Here is a 23738-nt window from a genome sequence, read left to right on the forward strand (position 1 = left end):
TGCTATGCAAAGTATGTACTTCACTGAAGAACATCAATTATTTCGACAAAGTCTCAAAGATTTTTTGCAAAAAGAAGTAGTTCCCCACATAGATAAATGGGAAGAAACCGGTACTATAGATAAGTTCATTTGGGAGAAGTTTGGAGAGATGGGCTATTTTGGTCTGGCTACTCCGGAGAAAGATGGGGGTTTAGATGTAGACTTGTTCTATACCGTAATTTTATTGGAAGAGCTTCAAAAAATAAACTCGGGTGGTTTTGCGGCAGCTATTTGGGCACATACCTATTTGGCGATGACCCATCTCAATAAAGAGGCAGATGAAGCTATTAAGAAAAAATATCTAGAACCAAGTGTAGCAGGTAAAATGGTGGGCTGTTTATGTGTTACAGAGCCATTTGGAGGCAGTGACGTGGCAGGTATGCGCAGTACGGCCGTTAAAAAGGGCGATTCTTATATCCTCAATGGCTCAAAGACTTTTATCACAAACGGTGTCTATGCAGATTACATGATCGTAGCGGCAAAAACAGATCCGACTTTGGGGAATAAGGGTATCAGTATTTTTGTTGTGGATAGACAGAGTAAAGGTGTTACTGCCAATAAACTGAATAAATTAGGTTGGCGAGCATCGGATACCGCAGAGCTTGCTTTTGACAATGTTATAGTGCCCGCTTCAAATCTAATGGGAGAGGAGAACAAGGGTTTCTCCTACATTATGGAGCATTTTGCTCTGGAGCGTTTAATAATGGGGATTAATGCACACGCAAGATCAGAATTTGCGCTGGAATATGCATTGCAATACATGTCAGAAAGAGAAGCTTTTGGAAAACGGATAAATACTTTTCAAGCGTTGCGCCATCGTATCGCGGATCTTTATGCGGATATTGATATGTGTAAAGAGTACAACTACTCCGTGGCCTACAGGCTGGACAAAGGTGAATATGTAGTAAAGGAAGCGACTATTTCTAAATTGAAATCGACTAAAATTGCGGATGAGGTCGCCTATGAGTGCTTACAGTTCTTAGGGGGTTACGGCTACGTAGAGGATTATCCTATGGCTAGATTATTTAGAGATAGTAGACTTGGGCCTATTGGTGGTGGCACTTCTGAAATTTTAAGGGAAATTATCGCCAAAATGGTAATTGACAAAAAAGACTACAAACCTGCTACGAACTGAATTCAATTACGGTTTGGCGAAAATCGAACCCCGATTCGCCAAAATGGTAATTGACAAAAAAGACTACAAACCTGCTACGAACTGAATTCAATTACGGTTTGGCGAAAATCGAACCCCGATTCGCCAAAATAGTAATTGACAAGAAGGACTACAAACCTGCTACGAACTGAATTCAATTACGGTTTGGCGAAAATCGAACCTCGATTCGCCAAAATAGTAATTGACAAGAAGGACTACAAACCTGCTACAAACTGAATTCAATTGCGGTTTGGCGAAAATGGAACCCCGATTCGCCAAAATGGTAATTGACAAAAAGGACTACAAACCTGCTACGAACTGAATTCAATTGCGGTTTGGCGAAAATCGAACCCCGATATTTGAAAAACTAGCCATATACGAAGTAGCTTGGCTTCTGCTGACTAATTGTAAGAGGGTCTTTGAGCAAGCCTTGAGCAATAGATTGATACTTGTAATCAGTAAGCTCTTAAATAAGTTATAGTTATTTCTGAAATTGGGTTGTTAATTCTAAATAAGTTTATATATTTGCGCCCTTAATCACTAAAGAAAGGAGGTTGTAGCCCATGTTAATAATACCGGTAAAAGAAGGAGAAAACATAGATAGAGCTTTAAAGCGCTTTAAGCGAAAGTTCGATAAGACAGGTACAATGAGACAGTTGCGTAAAAGGCAGCAGTTCACGAAACCTTCTGTAGAGCGCAGAGCGCAGATACAAAAAGCACAGTACATTCAAGGTCTCAGAGATCAAGAAGAAATTTAGGCTTTTATCTATTTGAAATACTATAATCCCGTTGTAAAACGGGATTTTTTGTTTTTAGTAGGTTGGTCAATCAAAGACTTTGGTAACTTTGGGTATGGCTCTGGATAAATTTATTTCCTATATCACTTTAGAAAAGAACTACTCTTCACATACTGCGAATGCATATCGATCCGATATTGAAACGTTCACTTCCTTTTGTGAATCTGAGTTTGAAATAGTGCAAATTGAAGAAATACCCTATTCAATAATCAGGAGTTGGGTAGTTGCGTTATCTGAAGCCGGTTTGTCTAACCGGTCCATTAATAGAAAATTGGCATCACTCAAAGCCTATTATAAGTTTCTACAGAAGATAGGGGAGATCGCTTCAAGTCCGTTGGCGAAACATAAAGCGCTTAAAACTTCGAAAAAAATCGAGATACCTTTTTCGGAAACGGAAATGGAATCGGTCTTGTCCAAGATTATATACCCTGAGACTTTTGAAGGAAAAAGGGATAATCTTATAATTAATATACTCTATACAACGGGTATGAGAAGGGCGGAGCTTATCAATCTAAAATTGACGGACCTTGATCTGGAACGTAAGACGATTAAGGTTCTTGGGAAAAGAAACAAGGAACGAATCATTCCCATGCTTACCGAAACAAGAGACTATTTTTTGTCCTATGAGGCCGAGCGGTCTAAGTTGGCAGAAATCAATGACCCCCAATTTATTTTCTTGTCCAAATCTGGAAATAAAATATATGAGACCCTTGTTTATAGGATAATAAATAAGTATTTTAGAGAGGTTTCCTCTAAGGTAAAGCAGAGTCCACATATTCTTAGGCATACCTTTGCGACCCATTTGTTGAACAAGGGGGCGGATTTAAACGCTGTCAAGGAATTATTGGGTCACTCAAGTTTGGCTTCAACACAGGTTTATACGCACAACAGTATAGCAGAGTTAAAAAAAGTACATGCTACGGCTCATCCTCGGGGAGGCAAATAATAGTATTCGTTTAACGTGCCCGGTATATTAAGGGTTTAAATTTTCAGCTTATGAAAGTAAACACACAATCGGTAAATTTTAATGCAGACGTAAAACTGATAAACTTCTTGCAAAATCGTCTTGATAAGCTAGAGACTTTTTATGACAAAGTAATTAGCTCGGACGTTTATCTAAAGGTAGAGAATACAAGTGCAAAGGAGAATAAGGTAGTTGAGATAAAACTTAACATACCCCGGGATAAATACATGGTAAAAAAACAATGCAAGTCCTTTGAAGAAGCTGTGGATTCTGCCTGTAACTCATTAGAAAGAAAGTTGATAAAACGAAAGCAAAAATTACGTTTACAAACATGAAGAAAATTTTTGATATTTTATTTTGAATAATCAAATAAATCAATACATTTGCAGTCCGTTAGAAATAGCGGACTTTTTTATGCTTTAAAAGGTATAAAATTGCCGATGTAGCTCAGCTGGCTAGAGCAGCTGATTTGTAATCAGCAGGTCGTGGGTTCGAGTCCCTCCATCGGCTCATACGTTCTTAAAATACTGGTTAAAGGGGAGATACTCAAGCGGCCAACGAGGGCAGACTGTAAATCTGCTGACTACGTCTTCGCAGGTTCGAATCCTGCTCTCCCCACTTTTTCTCAAAAGGAAAAAGGTGGTGATTGTTCCCGTTCGGAAATTGAATCTTTTGAAGGTTCTCCCGAAGCGTCGGGACTGCTCTCCCCACTTTAACTTAAAAATAGTATTCATATATTGAAATTATAAGCGGGAGTAGCTCAGTTGGTAGAGCGTCAGCCTTCCAAGCTGAATGTCGCCGGTTCGAACCCGGTCTCCCGCTCTATATTTTTGACGAAAGTCATTCCTGCGAAGGCAGGAATCTACTATGAAAAGTAGGTTCAACACTTTACGCCGGTGTAGCTCAGGGGTAGAGCGTTTCCTTGGTAAGGAAGAGGTCACGAGTTCAAATCTCGTCATTGGCTCAATTAAGGTATAAATTTGTACACTAATATAAACTAAGATTAAAATTTAATAAACATGGCAAAGGAAACTTTCGATCGTTCCAAACCGCACTTAAATATTGGTACCATTGGACACGTAGATCACGGTAAAACTACATTGACTGCAGCTATTACTACAGTATTGGCTAACGCAGGATTATCAGAACTTAGAAGTTTCGATTCTATCGATAACGCACCTGAGGAAAAAGAAAGAGGTATAACAATAAATACTTCTCACGTTGAGTATTCTACGGCTAATCGTCATTATGCACACGTTGATTGTCCTGGTCACGCGGATTACGTAAAGAACATGGTTACTGGTGCCGCTCAGATGGACGGTGCTATCTTGGTTGTTGCAGCAACGGACGGTCCTATGCCACAAACACGTGAGCACATCCTTTTAGGACGCCAGGTTGGTATTCCTAGAATTGTTGTATTCATGAACAAGGTGGATATGGTAGATGATGAGGAGCTTATTGAGCTAGTGGAAATGGAAGTTAGAGAATTGCTTTCTTTCTATGAGTATGATGGTGATAATGGGCCTGTTATAGCCGGTTCTGCATTAGGTGCCTTGAACGGTGAGCAAAAATGGGTTGATACCGTTATGGAGCTTATGACAGCTGTTGATGAATGGATCGAACTTCCAAAAAGAGATGTTGATAAGGATTTCTTAATGCCTGTTGAGGATGTATTTACGATTACAGGTCGTGGTACGGTTGCAACTGGTCGTATTGAGACTGGTATCGCAAATACTGGTGATGCTGTTGATATCATTGGTATGGGTGCTGAGAAATTAGCTTCTACCATTACTGGTGTTGAAATGTTCCGTAAGATATTGGATAGAGGTGAGGCTGGAGATAACGTAGGTATCTTGTTAAGAGGTATTGAAAAGTCTCAAATTAGCCGTGGTATGGTTATCTGTAAGCCAGGTTCCGTTAAGCCACATGATAAATTTGAAGCTGAGGTTTATATCTTGAAAAAAGAAGAAGGTGGTCGTCACACACCATTCCATAATAATTACCGTCCACAGTTCTACGTAAGAACAACGGATGTAACAGGAAACATTTCTCTTCCTAGTGGAGTTGAAATGGTTATGCCTGGAGATAACTTAACTATTACTGTAGAATTGATTCAGCCAATCGCACTTAGCGAAGGTTTACGTTTTGCGATCCGAGAAGGTGGTAGAACCGTTGGTGCTGGTCAGGTTACAAAGATTTTATAGTCTTTTAAGAATAGTTTAAAATAGTGTTACATCAAAAGGGTGTCCGCCATTGGCGGATACCTTTCGATGTAAATATAAACGGGTGTAGCTCAGTTGGTAGAGCACTGGTCTCCAAAACCAGGTGTCGGGAGTTCGAGTCTCTCCTCCCGTGCGAATTTTGGAACAATGTGAGTGAGACGAGAAGTACATCCTAGGCGAAGCCCAAGGAAGTCTCTCTTACAGCACCAAAGGCAGGGTTTAAAAAATCCTTTTTAGTTGTTGAACTTGAAAAATAATTAGGAATGTTTACATATATCAAAGAATCTGTTGAGGAGTTAAGGAATAACGTAACACTTCCTACTAGAGCGGAATCCTCTAACCTTATGGTTATCGTGGCGGTCTTCTCAATTTTATTCGCTTTAGCAACTTGGGGTGTGGACACTGTATTTAGTAAGATCATCAAACTATATTTCAATAACGTTCTTAATTAATAATCGCCCTATGTCAGAAGTATTAGAAAAAAAGTGGTATGTGGTGAGAGCTGTAAGTGGTCAAGAGAATAAAATCAAAGGCTACATAGAGAGTGAGGTTGAAAGACACGGGTTCGCGGATTATTTAGAAGATGTGTTGGTCCCTACGGAAAAAGTAATTCAGATACGTAACGGGAAGAAAATAAATAAAGAAAGAGTCTATTTTCCTGGATATATAATGGTGAAAGCCAATTTAGGAGGGGAGATGGTTCACATCATACGTTCTATAACGAATGTGATAGGTTTCTTAGGCGAGACTAAAGGGGGTGACCCGGTGCCGCTTAGAAAATCAGAAGTAAATAGAATGTTAGGTAAGGTAGATGAGTTGGCCGTTAATACAGATAGCGTTGCCATACCATTTGTTTTCGGAGAAACGGTAAAGGTTATAGACGGACCGTTTAACGGTTTTAACGGTACGGTTGAAAAGATTAACGAAGAGAAGCGTAAACTTGAGGTAATGGTGAAGATTTTCGGTAGAAAAACGCCATTAGAGTTAAGTTATATGCAAGTAGAAAAGATTTAAGATAATTGTTACATATTTAAAAGTTGTGTTGCTTCCATTGACACACTTTCAATTTAATTTTAAACAATGGCAAAAGAAGTAGGTAAAGTAGTTAAACTACAAGTTAGGGGAGGTGCAGCGAATCCATCGCCACCGGTTGGACCCGCCTTAGGTGCTGCCGGTGTTAACATCATGGAATTCTGTAAGCAGTTCAACGCTCGTACACAGGATAAACCGGGTAAAGTATTACCAGTTGTTATCACCGTATATAAGGACAAGTCTTTCGACTTTGTCGTTAAAACACCACCAGCGGCAGTTCAGCTATTGGAAGCAGCTAAGATTAAAAAAGGATCTGGCGAACCTAACAGAGTAAAATTAGGGAGTGTAACCTGGGATCAGATCAAGGCAATCGCCGAAGATAAGATGGTTGATCTTAATGCCTTTACGGTAGAATCTGCAATGAGTATGATTGCGGGGACTGCACGTTCTATGGGTATGAAAGTAGCAGGTAAAAGACCTTTTTAAAATCTTAAAGAGCAATTAAATGGCAAAGTTAACAAAGAAGCAAAAAGAAGCGCACGCTAAAATAGAAAAAGACAAACTTTATTCTGTTGATGATGCTTCCGCTTTAATTAAAGAAATAACTAATACAAAATTTGATGCATCTGTAGATTTAGCAGTTCGTTTAGGGGTCGACCCACGAAAGGCAAATCAAATGGTTCGTGGGGTGGTTACCCTTCCTCATGGAACAGGTAAAGATGTTAAGGTTTTGGCTTTAGTGACACCGGATAAAGAAGCAGAAGCTCAAGAGGCGGGTGCGGATTATGTTGGTTTAGATGAGTATTTGGATAAAATTAAAGGCGGTTGGACCGATGTTGATGTTATCATCACCATGCCCAGCGTTATGGGTAAATTAGGTCCCTTAGGTCGCGTTTTAGGGCCAAGAGGTTTAATGCCCAATCCAAAAACAGGTACAGTAACTATGGATGTGGCCAAAGCGGTTACAGAAGTAAAAGCTGGTAAAATCGATTTTAAAGTTGATAAAACAGGTATTGTCCATGCGGCCATTGGAAAGGTTTCCTTTTCAGCGGATAAAATCGCAGGAAACGCCAAGGAGTTATTGGAGACTTTAAATAAGATGAAACCTACAGCATCAAAAGGCGTTTACATGAAAAGTATTTTCATGTCTAGCACTATGAGTCCAAGTGTTCAATTAGACCCTAAGTCAGTTTAAACACTGCTAGTTAAAAATTTCAATTATGACAAGAGAAGAAAAAGCAACGGTTATACAGGATTTAACGACGCAGTTGGGAGAGAGTTCTACTATTTATTTAGCGGATATCTCTGGATTGGACGCAGGGACAACTTCTGATTTAAGAAGAGCTTGTTTTAAATCGAACATACGATTAGCTGTAGTTAAGAATACATTGCTTGCAAAGGCAATGGAGGCTTCTGAAAAAGAGTTCGGCGAACTTCCAGAAACACTAAAGGGGAATACCTCCTTAATGTTCTCCGAGGTTGGTAATGCTCCTGCAAAACTTATTAAGAATTTCAGAAAGAAATCTGATAAACCTCTTTTGAAAGGGGCATTCGTAGAAGAAGCAATTTATATAGGTGATGAAAATTTGGATGCTTTAGTTAGCATTAAGTCTAAAGAAGAAATGATTGGTGAGATAATAGGATTATTACAATCTCCTGCCAAGAATGTTATTTCTGGACTTAAATCTGGTGGTGGTAAGCTTGCCGGAATCCTCAAAACATTATCTGAAAGATAAGTACGCACTATAAACTAAGTATATTTTAAAATTTTATTAAACGATAGAAAATGGCAGATTTAAAAGATTTCGCAGAACAATTGGTTAACCTTACTGTAAAAGAGGTAAATGAGTTAGCTGATATATTAAAAGATGAGTATGGTATCGAACCTGCAGCAGCAGCTGTAGCAGTTGCCGCCGGAGGTGGTGCCGCTGAAGGTGGTGAAGCCGCTGAAGAAAAGTCAGAATTTGATGTAATCCTAAAAGCAGCTGGCGGTTCTAAACTAGCAGTGGTTAAATTGGTTAAGGAATTAACTGGTCTTGGATTGAAAGATGCAAAAGATATCGTTGATAGCGCACCGAAAGCAGTGAAAGAAGGTGTTTCTAAAGACGAAGCAGAAGGTATCAAAAAATCATTGGAAGAAGCAGGAGCAGAAGTTGAGCTTAAATAGTAGCAACAACCATAGCACTTTTGGTTTAGGTCTTTTCGCTTTTTGCGGCTAGACCTAAGCCTTTTTATAGAATTAGGTATATGAAGAGATATGCCACCCATTAGTACTCACGATCAAAACACTGTCCGTAGATGTTCACAAATCAGACTGAAAGAATTAATTTTGCCTCAGCTAAGAAAACTCCAGACTACCCGGATTTCTTAGACATTCAGATTAAATCATTTCAAGATTTTTTTCAACTTGAAACGAAATCCGACCAAAGAGGGGATGAAGGTTTGTATAATACCTTCATGGAAAATTTCCCGATAACTGATACAAGAAATCAGTTCGTATTGGAATTTTTAGACTACTTCATCGATCCACCGAGATATTCAATTCAAGAATGTATAGAGCGTGGACTTACTTATAGCGTTCCATTAAAAGCTAGGCTTAAACTCTATTGTACGGATCCAGAGCATGAGGATTTTGAAACGATAGTTCAAGATGTCTACCTTGGTACTATTCCGTACATGACTCCTAGTGGTACATTTGTCATCAATGGTGCTGAGCGTGTTGTTGTTTCACAGTTACACCGTTCTCCTGGTGTATTCTTTGGACAGTCTTTTCATGCTAACGGAACGAAATTATATTCTGCTAGGGTAATACCTTTTAAAGGTTCTTGGATAGAATTTGCTACCGATATTAATGGCGTCATGTATGCTTATATCGATAGAAAGAAAAAATTACCGGTAACAACCTTGTTCAGGGCCATAGGTTTTGAACGCGATAAGGATATACTAGAAATATTTGACCTTTCAGAAGAAGTAAAGGTTTCAAATGCCGGTCTTAAAAAAGTATTGGGTCGTAAACTCGCTGCAAGGGTATTGAACACTTGGCACGAGGATTTTGTGGACGAGGATACGGGAGAAGTGGTTTCTATAGAACGAAACGAAATTGTATTGGATCGTGATACAATTTTGGAAAAAGACCACATTCAAGAGATTATTGACGCAGATGTAAAGACAGTTCTTTTGCATAAAGAGAACAATGCACAATCTGACTATGCTATTATTCACAATACGCTTCAGAAAGATCCAACGAATTCGGAAAAAGAAGCTGTTGAGCATATCTATAGACAATTGCGTAATGCTGAACCGCCAGATGAGGAAACGGCACGTGGTATTATAGATAAATTATTCTTTTCTGACCAACGTTACAATTTGGGTGAGGTAGGTCGTTATAGAATGAATAAAAAATTACAATTGGATATTGGAATGGACAAGCAGGTCTTGACCAAAGAAGATATCATAACCATAATTAAGTATTTGATTGAGTTGATTAACTCTAAAGCCGAGATTGATGATATTGATCACCTTTCTAATAGACGTGTAAGAACGGTTGGAGAGCAATTATCTTCTCAATTCGGTGTTGGTTTGGCACGTATGGCCCGTACCATTCGTGAGCGTATGAACGTTCGTGATAATGAAGTGTTTACCCCAATAGATTTAATTAATGCAAAGACTTTGTCTTCTGTAATTAATTCATTCTTTGGGACCAATCAGTTGTCTCAGTTTATGGATCAGACGAATCCATTGGCAGAGATTACGCACAAAAGAAGATTGTCTGCATTAGGACCTGGAGGACTTTCAAGAGAAAGAGCTGGTTTCGAGGTGCGAGATGTGCATTATACACACTACGGTCGTCTATGTCCTATTGAAACACCGGAAGGACCAAACATTGGTTTGATTTCCTCTCTTTCTGTTTTTGCTAAAGTGAACCCAATGGGGTTCCTGGAGACGCCTTACAGAAAGGTAGAAAAAGCAAAAGTAGACATCGATAATTATGTGTATTTAAGTGCTGAGGAAGAAGAAGGAATGAAAATCGCACAGGCGAATATTCCTTTAAAGGATAATGGACAAATAGATACGGAAAAGGTCATTGCTAGAGAAGAAGGAGATTTTCCTGTCGTAGACCCATCTGAAATTAATTACACGGATGTTGCTCCTAATCAAATAGCTTCAATATCTGCATCCCTAATTCCTTTCTTGGAGCATGATGATGCAAACCGAGCGTTGATGGGCTCTAACATGATGCGCCAAGCCGTGCCTTTATTAAAACCACAGTCCCCTATCGTAGGTACAGGTTTGGAAAGACAGGTAGCTTCCGACTCTCGTGTATTGATTAATGCAGAGGGGGATGGTGTAATCGAGTATGTAGATGCGGAGAAGATTACCATAAAGTATAACAGGTCTGATGCGGAAAGACTGATCAGTTTTGAAGAGGATTTTAAAACGTATCAACTTGTTAAATTTAGAAAAACGAACCAAGGGACTAGTATTAATCTAAAGCCAATCGTTAAGAAAGGTGATAAGGTTAAAAAAGGTCAAGTTCTTTGTGAAGGTTATGCCACGGAAAAGGGAGAATTGGCATTAGGTAGAAACCTTACTGTAGCATTTATGCCTTGGAAGGGTTATAACTTTGAAGATGCTATCGTAATTTCTGAAAAAGTTGTTCGTGAGGATATCTTCACTTCAATCCATGTGGATGAATACTCTTTGGAAGTAAGGGATACAAAACTAGGTGCAGAAGAACTTACACATGATATTCCCAATGTTTCGGAAGAGGCGACTAAGGATTTGGATGAAAACGGTATGATTCGTATCGGTGCCGAAGTAAAGCCTGGGGATATTCTTATTGGTAAGATTACACCAAAAGGAGAGTCTGATCCAACCCCGGAAGAAAAATTACTTCGTGCCATTTTCGGTGACAAAGCAGGAGATGTTAAGGATGCTTCACTAAAAGCTTCACCATCGTTAAGAGGTGTCGTTATCGAGAAGAAATTGTTCTCTAGATCGGTAAAAGATAAGCGCAAGCGTTCAGAAGATAAAGAAGAACTCTCTAAACTGGAATTGGAATATGAAGTAAAGTTCCAAGAGCTAAAAGATGTGTTGGTCGAGAAATTATTCACTTTAGTGAATGGAAAGACTTCTCAAGGTGTTATCAACGATTTGGGTGAGGAAGTTTTACCTAAGGGCAAGAAGTACACGATGAAGATGTTAAATTCAGTTGACGACTTTGCACACCTTGTGGGCGGAAGTTGGACTACTGATAAGGACACCAACGCTTCAGTTGCAGACTTACTTCATAATTATAAGATAAAACTCAACGATCTTCAAGGAAACTTGAGAAGAGATAAGTTTACTATTTCTGTAGGTGATGAGTTACCTGCGGGAATTATGAAGCTGGCTAAAGTTTATATTGCCAAAAAGCGTAAGCTAAAAGTAGGCGATAAAATGGCGGGTCGTCATGGTAACAAGGGTATTGTTTCTAGGATAGTACGTCAGGAGGACATGCCTTTCTTGGAAGATGGAACTCCTGTCGATATAGTATTAAATCCGTTAGGTGTACCATCTCGTATGAACATTGGGCAGATTTATGAAACTGTATTAGGTTGGGCAGGTCTTAAATTGGGTAGAAAGTATGCTACGCCTATTTTCGATGGAGCCACGCTAGATCAAATAAATGAATTTACGGATGAGGCGGGAATACCTAGATTTGGACATACCTACCTTTATGATGGTGGTACAGGGCAACGTTTTGATCAACCTGCAACCGTAGGCGTTATCTATATGCTGAAATTAGGGCATATGGTAGATGATAAAATGCACGCTAGATCTATTGGACCATACTCTCTAATTACGCAGCAGCCATTAGGTGGTAAGGCACAATTTGGAGGACAACGTTTTGGAGAAATGGAAGTTTGGGCACTAGAGGCTTATGGAGCTTCAGCTACGTTACGGGAGATATTGACCGTTAAGTCGGATGATGTTATCGGTAGAGCTAAAACGTATGAGTCTATCGTAAAAGGTGAGACAATGCCGGAACCTGGATTACCAGAATCTTTTAATGTATTAATGCACGAGCTTAAGGGATTAGGTTTGGATATTAGACTGGAAGAATAATTTTATAGTTGTAAAAAGCTATTTAGAAACGAATTAAAATCATTATCAGCACGCTATTATGGCAAGAATAAAAGATAATAACCCAATAAAAAGGTTTGATAAAATTTCAATAGGATTAGCGTCGCCAGAAGCAATTTTGGCAGAATCCCGAGGTGAGGTTTTAAAGCCGGAAACAATAAACTATAGAACGCACAAACCAGAACGTGACGGTCTTTTTTGTGAGCGTATTTTTGGTCCTGTGAAGGATTATGAGTGTGCTTGTGGTAAATATAAGCGTATACGTTACCGTGGTATTGTATGCGACCGTTGTGGTGTAGAGGTTACGGAGAAAAAAGTACGTAGGGATAGGGTAGGTCATATTAATTTAGTGGTACCCGTTGCTCATATCTGGTACTTCCGTTCTTTACCCAATAAGATAGGATACTTGCTTGGACTACCTTCCAAGAAGTTAGATATGATAATCTATTACGAGCGTTACGTGGTTATTCAGCCAGGTATTGCTAAAGGTCCTGAAGGAGCGGAGATTCAAAAAATGGATTTCTTAACCGAAGAGGAGTACCTTAATATATTAGAAGAAATTCCTCAAGAAAATCAATATCTAGAAGATTCAGACCCCAATAAGTTTATCGCTAAAATGGGAGCTGAATGTTTAATTGATTTACTGGGACGAATAGATTTACAACAGTTGTCTTATGATTTAAGACATAAAGCGAATACAGAAACATCCAAGCAGCGTAAAACCGAAGCTTTAAAGAGACTTCAGGTTGTTGAGGCCCTAAGGGAATCTCAAGATAACCGAGAGAACAATCCTGAGTGGATGATTATGAAGGTGATTCCGGTAATACCGCCAGAATTACGTCCTTTAGTTCCTTTGGATGGTGGTCGTTTCGCTACTTCGGATTTGAATGACTTGTACAGAAGGGTTATTATCCGTAACAACCGTCTAAAAAGATTGGTAGAGATAAAGGCACCAGAAGTAATTTTGCGAAATGAGAAACGTATGCTTCAAGAAGCGGTAGATTCTCTTTTCGATAATACTAGGAAGGCGTCTGCTGTTAAAACAGAATCTAATAGGCCATTAAAATCCTTATCGGATTCACTCAAGGGTAAGCAAGGGCGTTTCCGTCAAAACTTATTGGGTAAGCGTGTGGATTATTCTGCGCGTTCGGTTATCGTGGTTGGTCCAGAGATGAAGTTGTTCGAATGTGGGCTTCCAAAAGATATGGCCGCTGAACTATACAAGCCTTTTGTAATTAGAAAACTAATCGAAAGAGGTATTGTAAAAACGGTCAAATCCGCTAAGAAAATAATAGATAAGAAAGAACCTGTAGTTTGGGATATTCTTGAAAACGTATTGAAAGGACATCCGGTTCTTTTGAATAGGGCTCCTACCCTTCACCGTTTAGGTATTCAGGCATTTCAGCCAAAACTAATCGAAGGTAAGGCTATTCGCCTTCACCCATTGGTCTGTACTGCATTTAATGCGGATTTTGATGGTGACCAAATGGCGGTTCATTTGCCATTGGGACCAGAAGCTATTTTAGAAGCTCAGTTATTAATGCTGGCCTCTCACAATATTTTGAATCCTGCTAACGGTTCTCCGATAACGGTACCTTCTCAGGATATGGTCTTGGGTCTTTATTACATGACCAAAGAGCGTAAATCAACTCCTGAAGTTCCAATTAAAGGAGAGGGACTTACATTTTATTCGTATGAAGAAGTTGAGATTGCCTTTAACGAGGGAATGGTCAACCTGAATGCAGGTATAAAAGTTAGGGCAAAGGATTTCAACGAAGAAGGAGAATTGGTCAATAAGATTATTCCAACTACGGTAGGAAGAGTTTTGTTCAACATGGAAGTTCCAGAAGCTGCGGGTTACATAAATGACGTATTGAACAAGAAATCCTTAAGAGACATTATCGGAGGTATATTGGCCGTAACAGATGTACCTACTACAGCCGATTTCTTGGATAAGATAAAAACAATGGGGTATGAATTCGCTTTCAAAGGTGGACTATCCTTTAGCTTAGGTGATATTATTATTCCTAAGGAGAAACATGAAATGATAGCTGATGCTAACGGTCAGGTAGACGGTATAATGGCCAATTATAATATGGGTCTTATTACCAACAATGAGCGTTATAATCAAGTTATTGATGTATGGACTTCAACCAATGCACAATTAACGGAACTGGCCATGAAACGTATCCGTGAGGATCAACAGGGGTTTAACTCGGTGTATATGATGCTAGATTCTGGTGCAAGGGGTTCAAAAGAGCAAATTCGCCAATTGACAGGTATGCGTGGATTAATGGCGAAACCTAAAAAATCTACCGCCGGTGGCGGTGAGATTATTGAGAACCCAATTCTTTCCAACTTTAAGGAAGGATTGTCAATTCTTGAATATTTTATCTCAACACACGGTGCTCGTAAAGGTTTGGCGGATACTGCTTTGAAAACTGCGGATGCTGGTTATTTGACTAGACGTCTTGTTGATGTTTCCCAAGACGTAATTATCAATATTGAGGACTGTGAGACCTTAAGGGGAGTAGAAGTACAAGCCCTTAAGAAGAATGAAGAAATAGTTGAGACATTAGGGGAACGTATTTTAGGACGTGTTTCCCTACACGATGTTTATAACCCTTTAACACAGGAATTAATACTATCCGCTGGTCAGGAAGTAATGGAGTCTGATGTAAAGAGGGTAGAGGCGTCACCTGTGGAGAGTATTGAAGTACGCTCAGCGCTGACTTGTGAAGCTCAAAAAGGTATTTGTGCCAAATGTTACGGTAGAAATTTATCTACCAACAAAATGGTACAACGAGGAGAGGCTGTAGGTGTAGTTGCCGCACAGTCTATTGGGGAGCCTGGAACTCAGTTGACCTTGCGTACATTCCACGTGGGTGGTATTGCAGGTAACATTTCTGAAGAGAACAAGTTAGAGGTTAAGTTTGCGGGTATTGCTGAAATCGAGGATATGAGAACGGTGAAAAGCGAGGATTCCGAAGGGAAGCCAGCTGATATTGTTATATCCAGAACATCAGAGATAAAAATTGTAGATGCTAAGACCGGAATTACCTTGAGTACCAATAACATTCCTTATGGGTCTCAATTGTTCATTAAAGATGGCGCTAAGGTAGCTAAGGGAGATGTGATTTGTTCATGGGATCCTTATAACGGTGTTATTGTTTCAGAATTCCCTGGAAAAATCGCTTATGAGAATATTGAACAAGGGGTAACTTATCAAGTAGAGATTGATGAGCAAACCGGTTTCCAAGAAAAGGTGATTTCTGAATCTAGAAATAAGAAGTTGATACCAACACTTCTTATACAAGATGCCAAGGGTGAGACATTACGTTCCTACAACTTACCTGTAGGTTCTCACATTATGGTAGATGATGGTGATAAGATAAAAGAAGGTAAAATCTTGGTGAAGATACCTCGTAAATCTGCAAAAGCGGGTGATATTACCGGTGGTCTTCCGAGAGTAACGGAATTATTCGAAGCTCGTAATCCATCGAACCCAGCTGTAGTTTCTGAGATTGATGGTGTAGTTTCCTTTGGTAAAATCAAAAGAGGTAACCGTGAGATTATCATCGAGTCTAAACTAGGTGAGATAAAGAAATATTTGGTAAAACTATCCAATCAGATTCTTGTTCAAGAAAACGATTATGTCAGAGCCGGTATGCCTTTATCCGATGGATCCATAACTCCAGAAGATATTCTAAAGATAAAAGGCCCATCTGCCGTACAGCAATATTTGGTGAACGAAGTTCAAGAAGTATATCGTCTACAAGGTGTGAAGATTAATGATAAGCACTTTGAAGTGGTAGTTAGGCAAATGATGCGTAAAGTAAGGATTGTAGATCCAGGAGATACTATCTTCTTGGAGAACCAATTAATACATAAAGATGATTTTATCAGAGAGAATGATGAAATCTACGGTAAGAAGGTTGTCATGGAAGCTGGTGAATCTGAAAACCTGAAAGCAGGTCAAATAGTAACACCAAGAGAGCTTAGAGACGAGAATTCACTTCTTAAGCGTAATGATAAAAATGTAGTAGAGGCCAGGGATGCCGTTGCTGCAACTGCAACTCCAATACTTCAAGGTATTACAAGAGCATCGCTTCAAACGAAGTCGTTTATCTCCGCTGCTTCTTTCCAAGAGACAACTAAGGTGTTGAACGAGGCCGCTGTAAGTGGTAAGGTAGATACTTTAGAAGGACTTAAAGAGAATGTTATCGTAGGTCATAAAATCCCGGCTGGTACCGGTATGCGTGATTATGAAAACATAATCGTAGGGTCCAAAGAAGAATATGATGAGATTATGGCCAGAAAAGAGGCCTTGAGATTTTAATTTAGAAACCCCCAATCATTGGGGGTTTTTTTATAATTTTAGTTCAATGAGTGACAACAAGAATCAAAAGCAAAAACAGATTAATATAGAGCTTGATGAAAAGACCGCAGAGGGAATTTATTCCAATCTAGCCATTATCAATCATTCAGTTTCAGAGTTTGTGGTAGACTTTATTAGTATGATGCCCGGTGCGCCTAAGGCTAAAGTCAAGAGCAGAATTGTCTTGACACCACAACATGCCAAGAAATTTTTAAAGGCCTTAAATGATAACGTTCAACGCTTTGAAAAAGCTCATGGAACCATAAAGGATTATGAACAACCTCCAATTCCATTAAATTTTGGACCAACAGGAGAAGCGTAAAAAAAAGCCCAGCTAAAATTATTATGCTGGGCTTTTTTTATTCAAACTCCGATACAAAGTGAAGCTTTACTTTAGGATATTTTGCTTGTGTCATTTGTAGCGAAAACTGAGAATCTGCCAAGAACACCAGCTGACCTTTTTTGTCTTTGGCTAGAAATTTTTGTTTGACCCTCACGAAATCCTTGAATTCATCAGTCTTTCTATTTTCGTTGCCTATCCAACAAGCCTTATAAACAGGGAAATTCTCGTAACTACATTTAGCACCATATTCATGTTCTAACCTATATTGAATGACCTCAAACTGCAAGGCGCCAACGGTACCGATGATTTTCCGCCCATTTAATTCTAGCGTGAATAACTGTGCTACACCCTCATCCATTAACTGGTCTATTCCTTTGTACAACTGCTTGGACTTCATAGGGTCCGCATTGTTGATGTACCTAAAATGTTCTGGCGAAAAGCTTGGTATGCCTTTATAATGTAAAGACTCACCTTCGGTTAGTGTGTCACCAATTTTAAAATTACCTGTGTCATGTAGGCCAACAATATCGCCTGGGTAGGAGATATCCACGATTTCTTTTTTTTCGGCAAAGAAAGCATTTGGACTAGAAAATTTCAGTTTTTTACCTTGGCGTACATGTAAATAAGGTTTGTTACGCTCAAAAGTGCCCGAGACTATTTTTATAAAAGCCAAACGGTCCCTGTGTTTTGGGTCCATATTGGCATGAATTTTAAAAACAAATCCCGTGAGCTCTTTCTCATTAGCTTTAACAAGCCTTTCTTCCGCGTTCTTGGATTTAGGAGACGGTGCTATTTCAATGAAGCAATCCAGTAATTCTCTTACTCCAAAATTATTAAGAGCAGAACCAAAGAAAACAGGCTGTTGTTTACCCTCCAGATATAGTTCTTTATCGAATTGCGGATAAACTCCTTGAACCAATTCTAGATTCTCACGTAGTTCTTCTGCAGCGTTAGACCCGATTGTTTTTTCTAAATCGGGACTATCTATATTGTCAAATGCGATGGTTTCTTCAATATTCTTTTTGCTATCCCCACTGAAAAGGTTTATATTTTTTTCATAAATGTTATATATACCCTTGAAATCGTATCCCATACCAATAGGGAAGCTCAGAGGGGTAACGGAAAGTCCTAATTTCTGTTCTAATTCATCTAGCAAATCAAAGGCATCCTGACCCTCGCGATCTAGCTTATTTATAAAAACCAGCATTGGAATATTTCGCATACGACAAACTTCAACAAGTTTTACTGTCTGCTCTTCCACACCCTTGGCAACGTCGATTACCACGATGACACTATCTACCGCGGTTAAAGTTCTAAAAGTATCTTCCGCAAAATCTTTATGTCCAGGAGTATCAAGTATATTAATTTTTTTATCCTTATAAATAAACGCCAAAACAGAAGTAGCTACTGAAATTCCTCGTTGCCGCTCAATCTCCATAAAATCACTGGTTGCCGTTTTCTTTATCTTGTTGTTCTTTACAGCCCCCGCCTCTTGAATTGCACCTCCGAACAACAGCAATTTCTCTGTTAGTGTCGTCTTTCCCGCATCGGGATGAGAAATAATACCGAAAGTTCTTCGTCTCTCAATTTCATCTTTAAAATTCATACTAAAAATTTGAACAAAAATAAGTCAAATAACTTGCTCAGTCTAAAACTAGAGTCTGTTTAGACTTAAAAATAACAATCATAGTTTTGTGACTTGGTGTTGTTTTCTGTGTCTAAAATGCTAAGATAACGGTCATGACAATTGCAGTTCATCGATTAATTATGAATTTAAAGGCATTCGAGCTTTAATATGTAGTTAAGAATTTGAGTATTGCAATTTTAAAATTATCTTGCATAGTATTTTATAGATAGCCCCACGTCTTACTACTGTAATTTCCTACACGCCATGGTGTATAGTTCAATAAAAACTATCATTTATGGAAAAAAGTACCTGTTTAATAAGTAGAAGTTTAACTTCTTTGCTCGATAAGGTTCTGTTCGGATTTTTAGTTTGTTTCATTATATCGGTTAATAGGGTAGATGCTCATAATTTTTCATATGCGTTTGTTTTTCAGGATATGGATGGCGACGGTATTCTAGATATAGACGATATTGATGACGATAATGATGGCATACTAGATGCTACAGAAGACGCTAATTTGGACGGTGATAACGATCATTTGACAAATCCCACCGATAGCGACGGTGATTCCATTCCCAATTATTTGGATATTGATTCAGACAATGACGGTATTCTTGATAATGTTGAGGGTCAATTAACGTCTGCCTATGTCGGTCCTTCAGGAGTTGATAATAATGATAATGGTCTTGATGATGCTTATGAAGGTTCGTATGGTTTTGGAATAATGCCAATTAATTCTGACAGGTCGGTTTTGCCTGATTATATCGACTTGGATTCGGATTTAGACGGTATCAGAGATAATGTAGAATCCCAACCCTTTTTAAATTATGTATCTCCCTTGGAAATTGACTTAAACCAAAATGGTTTGGATGATGCTTATGAAGGGAGTTTTGGTTTTGGAATAGATCCCATAAATTCAGACATGGATGAATTTCCTGATTTCCGTGACTTTGATTCTGATGATGACGGTATAAAGGATAAAGTGGAAGCCCAAACTTCGGAGGATTATGTTCCTCCTAGTGGTGATAGTGATAGAAATGGAATCGATGATTCTTACGAAGAAGGATTACATCCAATTGATGTGGATAGTGATAGTATTCCTGACTTTCAGGACATTGACAGTGATAACGATGGTCTTATCGATAATTTGGAAGCTCAGTCAATCGATAATTTCATAATTCCTTCTGGGGTGGATGGAAATAATGATGGGCTAGATAGTGTATATGGAGGTGATGGATTGATACCAATTAATAGCGATACCGATTCAAAACCTGATTTCAGAGACATAGACAGTGACAACGACGGTATTCCGGACAATGTTGAAGGTCAAACGACGGCAGGTTATATAGCTCCCAACGACGACGATGCGGCCACGTACGCCTCGAACGATGGGGTGAACAGTGCGTACATCGGCGGCCTTACCCCTGTTAACACGGACAGTACTGACAGTCCGGACTATCTGGACGACGACAGTGACAACGATACGGTCCCTGACAACAACGAGGGTAACGATTTCAATTTCGACGGAGTACCGGACCAGACCTTTACGGGTGTGGATACGGACGGTGACGGTCTTGACGACGGCTACGAGGATAGCGATGTCGATGACGGTTTCGACGTGAACGATGAGATAGACGACCCAGAGAACGATTTACCGGATACGGACGGTACGGAGGACGTTAACTACCGTGACCTTGACGACGACGGAGACGGCATCGACACTCCGGACGAGGATCTGGACAACGACGGCGACCCGACAAATGATGATACGGACGGTGACGGCACCCCCGACTACCTTGACCCGGACGATAACGATCCCGATACGGACGGCGACGGCGTACCCGATAGTGTTGACCTAGATGACGACAACGACGGTATATTGGATACTACTGAGGACCCTAACGTGGATGGTGACAACGACCCGTTGACGGATCCCTTGGATTCGGACGGTGACGGCAAGCCCGACCATTTGGACATAGACAGTGACAACGACGGTATTCCGGACAATGTTGAAGGTCAAACGACGGCAGGTTATATAGCTCCCAACGACGACGATGCGGCCACGTATGCGTCGAACGATGGGGTGAACAGTGCGTACATCGGCGGTCTTACCCCTGTTAACACGGACGGTACGGACAGTCCGGACTATCTGGACGACGACAGTGACAACGATACGGTCCCTGACAACAACGAGGGTAACGATTTCAATTTCGACGGAGTACCGGACCAGACCTTTACGGGAGTGGATACGGACGGTGACGGTCTTGACGACGGCTACGAGGGTAGCGATGTCGATGACGGTTTCGACGTGAACGACGAGATAGACGACCCAGAGAACGATTTACCGGATACGGACGGTACGGAGGACGTGAACTACCGTGACCTTGACGACGACGGAGACGGCATCGACACTCCCGACGAGGATCTGGACAACGACGGCGACCCGACAAATGATGATACGGACGGTGACGGCACCCCCGACTACCTTGACCCGGACGATAACGATCCCGATACGGACGGCGACGGCGTACCCGATAGTGTTGACCTAGATGACGACAACGACGGTATATTGGATACGACGGAGGACCCGAACGTGGATGGTGACAACGACCCGTTGACGGATCCCCTGGATTCGGACGGTGACGGCAAGCCCGACCATTTGGACATAGACAGCGACAACGACGGTATTCCGGACAATGTTGAAGGTCAAACGACGGCAGGTTATATAGCTCCCAACGACGACGATGCGGCCACCTACGCGTCGAACGATGGGGTGAACAGTGCCTACATCGGCGGTCTTACCCCTGTGAACACGGACGGTACTGACAGTCCGGACTATCTGGACGACGACAGTGACAACGATACGGTCCCTGACAACAACGAGGGTAACGATTTCAATTTCGACGGAGTACCGGACCAGACCTTTACGGGAGTGGATACGGACGGTGACGGTCTTGACGACGGCTACGAGGGTAGCGATGTCGATGATGGTTTCGACGTGAACGACGAGATAGACGACCCAGAGAACGATTTACCGGATACGGACGGTACGGAGGACGTTAACTACCGTGACCTTGACGACGACGGAGACGGCATCGACACTCCCGACGAGGATTTGGACAACGACGGCGACCCGACAAATGATGATACGGACGGTGACGGCACCCCCGACTACCTTGATCCTGATAGTGGTGTTTTGGATGCAATAGACGATAGCGTTACCACACTTGAGAATACCCCAGTTGATATTGATATTTTTGCCAATGACACTGGTATTCCGGCAGACGGAACACTCACTTTCACCAATCCTTCCAACGGTACCCTGGTATTGAACGACGGCGGTACTCCGGATGATATCACGGACGACTTTCTGGTTTACACGCCAGAGGACGGATTCAATGGTATGGACACGTTTGAGTATACCGTTTGTGATGCGCTTGGAAACTGCGATACGGCTATAGTTACTATAACAGTGGGAACTCCTCCTGTTTTGGATGTGGTAGATGATTCGTTTACAACGGACCCTGAAATTTCCGTAGATATTACAATGTTAGATAATGATAGTAATATTCCGGCAGATGGAACTATCACTTTCACTGACCCTTCCAACGGCACAGTGGTACTAAATGACGGAGGAACACCCGACGATATTACTGATGATTTCTTTACCTATACTCCTAATACAGGATTTAGTGGTACGGACACTTTTGAGTACACCGTATGTGATGCAGCAGGCACTTGCGATACGGCAATCATAACTGTGACCGTCAATGAACCTCAAATATTAGAGATTGAGGTCAACCAAATGGTAACTCCAAACGCAGATGGAAAGAATGATTTCTTGTTTATAAGAGGAGTGGAAGGTATTAGAACCAGTTCTTTAAAAATATTCAACAGATGGGGAGTTGCTGTGTACGAGGGAGAGAATTATAACAATCAAAATAATGTTTTTGATGGACGCTCACGAGGAAGATCAACCTTAAGTGTTGAAGACTATCTCCCTTCGGGTATCTATTATTATATATTTGACTATACTACCTTGGATGGGGAAAATAAAGTTGATAGTGAGTATATTTACATCAGCAGATAATACTATAACCATATGAATATCAGGAATAAGTTTACTATTGTTACGCTATTATCCTTTGTTTTTATTGGATTGGTCAATGCCCAGCAAGACGCTCAGTATACGCAGTATATGTTCAATACCATGAGTGTCAACCCGGCTTACGCAGGTTCTCGTGGGCAACTTAGTATTGCTGCTTTGTACAGGGCGCAATGGGTCGGTCTCGATGGCGCTCCGACTTCGCAAACGCTAAACCTTCACTCTCCTATCAGGAATAGTAAATTAGGCTATGGTGTGTCCATAGTAAATGACGAAATAGGGGATGGGGTAGTTCAAGAAACTTATTTTGACGGAATCATATCATATACTATTGATGTGTCCAGAGAGGGTAAATTGTCTTTTGGATTAAAAGCAGGAGGTAATTTATTAAATCTAGATTTTAATAAGTTAAGGAATTTTGATGCAGAGCCTGTAAATTCAGATAACATAGAGAATAGGTTTTCGCCAAATGTGGGTTTAGGACTGTATTATCATTCCAACAAGTTTTACGCGGGCCTATCCGCTCCTAACTTATTACAAACAGAGCATTTTGATAATTCCCAGAGAGATGCGAATACGGTACAGTTTCTTTCCAAGGAGCGTATTAATTTCTACTTGATAACCGGTTACGTTTTTGATTTAAATGGCAATCTAAAGTTCAAACCTGCATTATTGACCAAGATGGTGGGCGGAGCTCCGTTACAAGTTGACTTTTCAGCTAACTTTATGTTCAATGAGAAATTTACTTTTGGAGCGGCTTATCGTTGGGATGCCGCCTTAAGTGCTATGGCCGGTTTCCAGATTTCTGACCAGTTTATGTTGGGCCTAGCCTACGATAAAGAGACTACTGATTTGGGCGGAACACAGTTCAACGATGGGTCTTTTGAAGTATTTTTACGATTTGAATTGGTAAAATCGTTCCAAAGATTAGTATCTCCCCGATTCTTCTAAA

Annotated in this window: 17 protein-coding genes and 5 tRNA genes; 21 read left to right on the plus strand and 1 reads right to left on the minus strand. The window is 40.4% G+C overall.

Annotated elements, in window-relative coordinates; translation table 11 throughout:
- Positions 1-4 precede the first annotated feature (4 nt).
- The 19 genes from EJ994_RS01570 to EJ994_RS01660 all read left to right on the plus strand — a co-directional run bounded on the left by EJ994_RS01570 (position 5) and on the right by EJ994_RS01660 (position 17033).
- Positions 5-1174, plus strand: a complete 1170-nt coding sequence (locus EJ994_RS01570) for an acyl-CoA dehydrogenase family protein (RefSeq protein ID WP_126590909.1) — start codon at positions 5-7, stop codon at positions 1172-1174.
- 581 nt (positions 1175-1755) lie between these two features.
- Positions 1756-1950: a 30S ribosomal protein S21 gene (gene rpsU, locus EJ994_RS01575; RefSeq protein WP_047244701.1), complete on the plus strand. Its 195-nt coding sequence runs from the start codon at positions 1756-1758 to the stop codon at positions 1948-1950.
- A gap of 94 nt (positions 1951-2044) precedes the next feature.
- Positions 2045-2935 carry a tyrosine-type recombinase/integrase gene (locus tag EJ994_RS01580; protein WP_126590910.1) on the plus strand — a complete coding sequence of 297 codons (891 nt, stop codon included), beginning with the start codon at positions 2045-2047 and terminating at the stop codon, positions 2933-2935.
- Between the two features lie 50 nt (positions 2936-2985).
- A complete protein-coding gene (gene hpf / locus EJ994_RS01585; RefSeq protein ID WP_099574516.1) occupies positions 2986-3288 on the plus strand; it encodes a ribosome hibernation-promoting factor, HPF/YfiA family in 303 nt (100 codons plus the stop codon).
- A gap of 101 nt (positions 3289-3389) precedes the next feature.
- Positions 3390-3463 (plus strand) — tRNA-Thr (locus tag EJ994_RS01590).
- Between the two features lie 26 nt (positions 3464-3489).
- Positions 3490-3571, plus strand: a tRNA-Tyr gene (locus tag EJ994_RS01595).
- 131 nt (positions 3572-3702) lie between these two features.
- A tRNA-Gly gene (locus EJ994_RS01600) sits at positions 3703-3775 on the plus strand.
- A gap of 70 nt (positions 3776-3845) precedes the next feature.
- Positions 3846-3917, plus strand: a tRNA-Thr gene (locus EJ994_RS01605).
- A 55-nt stretch (positions 3918-3972) separates the two neighbouring features.
- Complete coding sequence (gene tuf / locus EJ994_RS01610) at positions 3973-5157, plus strand: elongation factor Tu (protein WP_099574515.1); 1185 nt, start codon at positions 3973-3975, stop codon at positions 5155-5157.
- A gap of 78 nt (positions 5158-5235) precedes the next feature.
- Positions 5236-5308, plus strand: a tRNA-Trp gene (locus tag EJ994_RS01615).
- Positions 5309-5438: 130 nt separating this feature from the next.
- Positions 5439-5627 (plus strand): preprotein translocase subunit SecE, encoded by a 189-nt coding sequence (gene secE / locus EJ994_RS01620; RefSeq protein WP_126590911.1) that lies wholly within the window; start codon positions 5439-5441, stop codon positions 5625-5627.
- A gap of 10 nt (positions 5628-5637) precedes the next feature.
- The gene (nusG, locus tag EJ994_RS01625; protein ID WP_099574513.1) at positions 5638-6189 is read left to right on the plus strand and encodes a transcription termination/antitermination protein NusG; all 552 of its coding nucleotides are present in this window, start codon (positions 5638-5640) and stop codon (positions 6187-6189) included.
- A 66-nt stretch (positions 6190-6255) separates the two neighbouring features.
- Positions 6256-6693 (plus strand): 50S ribosomal protein L11, encoded by a 438-nt coding sequence (gene rplK, locus EJ994_RS01630; RefSeq protein WP_099574512.1) that lies wholly within the window; start codon positions 6256-6258, stop codon positions 6691-6693.
- A 19-nt stretch (positions 6694-6712) separates the two neighbouring features.
- Positions 6713-7402 (plus strand): 50S ribosomal protein L1, encoded by a 690-nt coding sequence (rplA, locus tag EJ994_RS01635; protein WP_099574511.1) that lies wholly within the window; start codon positions 6713-6715, stop codon positions 7400-7402.
- A gap of 25 nt (positions 7403-7427) precedes the next feature.
- Positions 7428-7943: a 50S ribosomal protein L10 gene (gene rplJ / locus EJ994_RS01640; RefSeq protein WP_126590912.1), complete on the plus strand. Its 516-nt coding sequence runs from the start codon at positions 7428-7430 to the stop codon at positions 7941-7943.
- A gap of 50 nt (positions 7944-7993) precedes the next feature.
- Positions 7994-8374, plus strand: coding sequence for a 50S ribosomal protein L7/L12 (gene rplL, locus EJ994_RS01645; RefSeq protein WP_099574509.1), 381 nt, complete (start codon positions 7994-7996; stop codon positions 8372-8374).
- A 131-nt stretch (positions 8375-8505) separates the two neighbouring features.
- Positions 8506-12315, plus strand: a complete 3810-nt coding sequence (gene rpoB / locus EJ994_RS01650) for a DNA-directed RNA polymerase subunit beta (RefSeq protein WP_126590913.1) — start codon at positions 8506-8508, stop codon at positions 12313-12315.
- 58 nt (positions 12316-12373) lie between these two features.
- Positions 12374-16672 (plus strand): DNA-directed RNA polymerase subunit beta', encoded by a 4299-nt coding sequence (gene rpoC / locus EJ994_RS01655; RefSeq protein ID WP_126590914.1) that lies wholly within the window; start codon positions 12374-12376, stop codon positions 16670-16672.
- Between the two features lie 46 nt (positions 16673-16718).
- A complete protein-coding gene (locus EJ994_RS01660; protein WP_126590915.1) occupies positions 16719-17033 on the plus strand; it encodes a DUF3467 domain-containing protein in 315 nt (104 codons plus the stop codon).
- A gap of 37 nt (positions 17034-17070) precedes the next feature.
- Here the strand turns inward: EJ994_RS01660 and EJ994_RS01665 are convergent, their stop codons facing one another.
- Positions 17071-18660 carry a peptide chain release factor 3 gene (locus EJ994_RS01665; protein ID WP_126590916.1) on the minus strand — a complete coding sequence of 530 codons (1590 nt, stop codon included), beginning with the start codon at positions 18658-18660 and terminating at the stop codon, positions 17071-17073.
- 316 nt (positions 18661-18976) lie between these two features.
- Here EJ994_RS01665 and EJ994_RS17570 point away from each other — a divergent pair, with 316 nt between their 5' ends.
- The gene (locus EJ994_RS17570; protein WP_241240827.1) at positions 18977-22771 is read left to right on the plus strand and encodes an Ig-like domain-containing protein; all 3795 of its coding nucleotides are present in this window, start codon (positions 18977-18979) and stop codon (positions 22769-22771) included.
- Positions 22772-22783: 12 nt separating this feature from the next.
- The gene (locus EJ994_RS01675) at positions 22784-23737 is read left to right on the plus strand and encodes a type IX secretion system membrane protein PorP/SprF (protein ID WP_099574332.1); all 954 of its coding nucleotides are present in this window, start codon (positions 22784-22786) and stop codon (positions 23735-23737) included.
- Position 23738: the final 1 nt, after the last annotated feature.

It is taken from the genome of Maribacter sp. MJ134 (assembly GCF_003970695.1).
In the GTDB taxonomy this organism is placed as follows: domain Bacteria; phylum Bacteroidota; class Bacteroidia; order Flavobacteriales; family Flavobacteriaceae; genus Maribacter.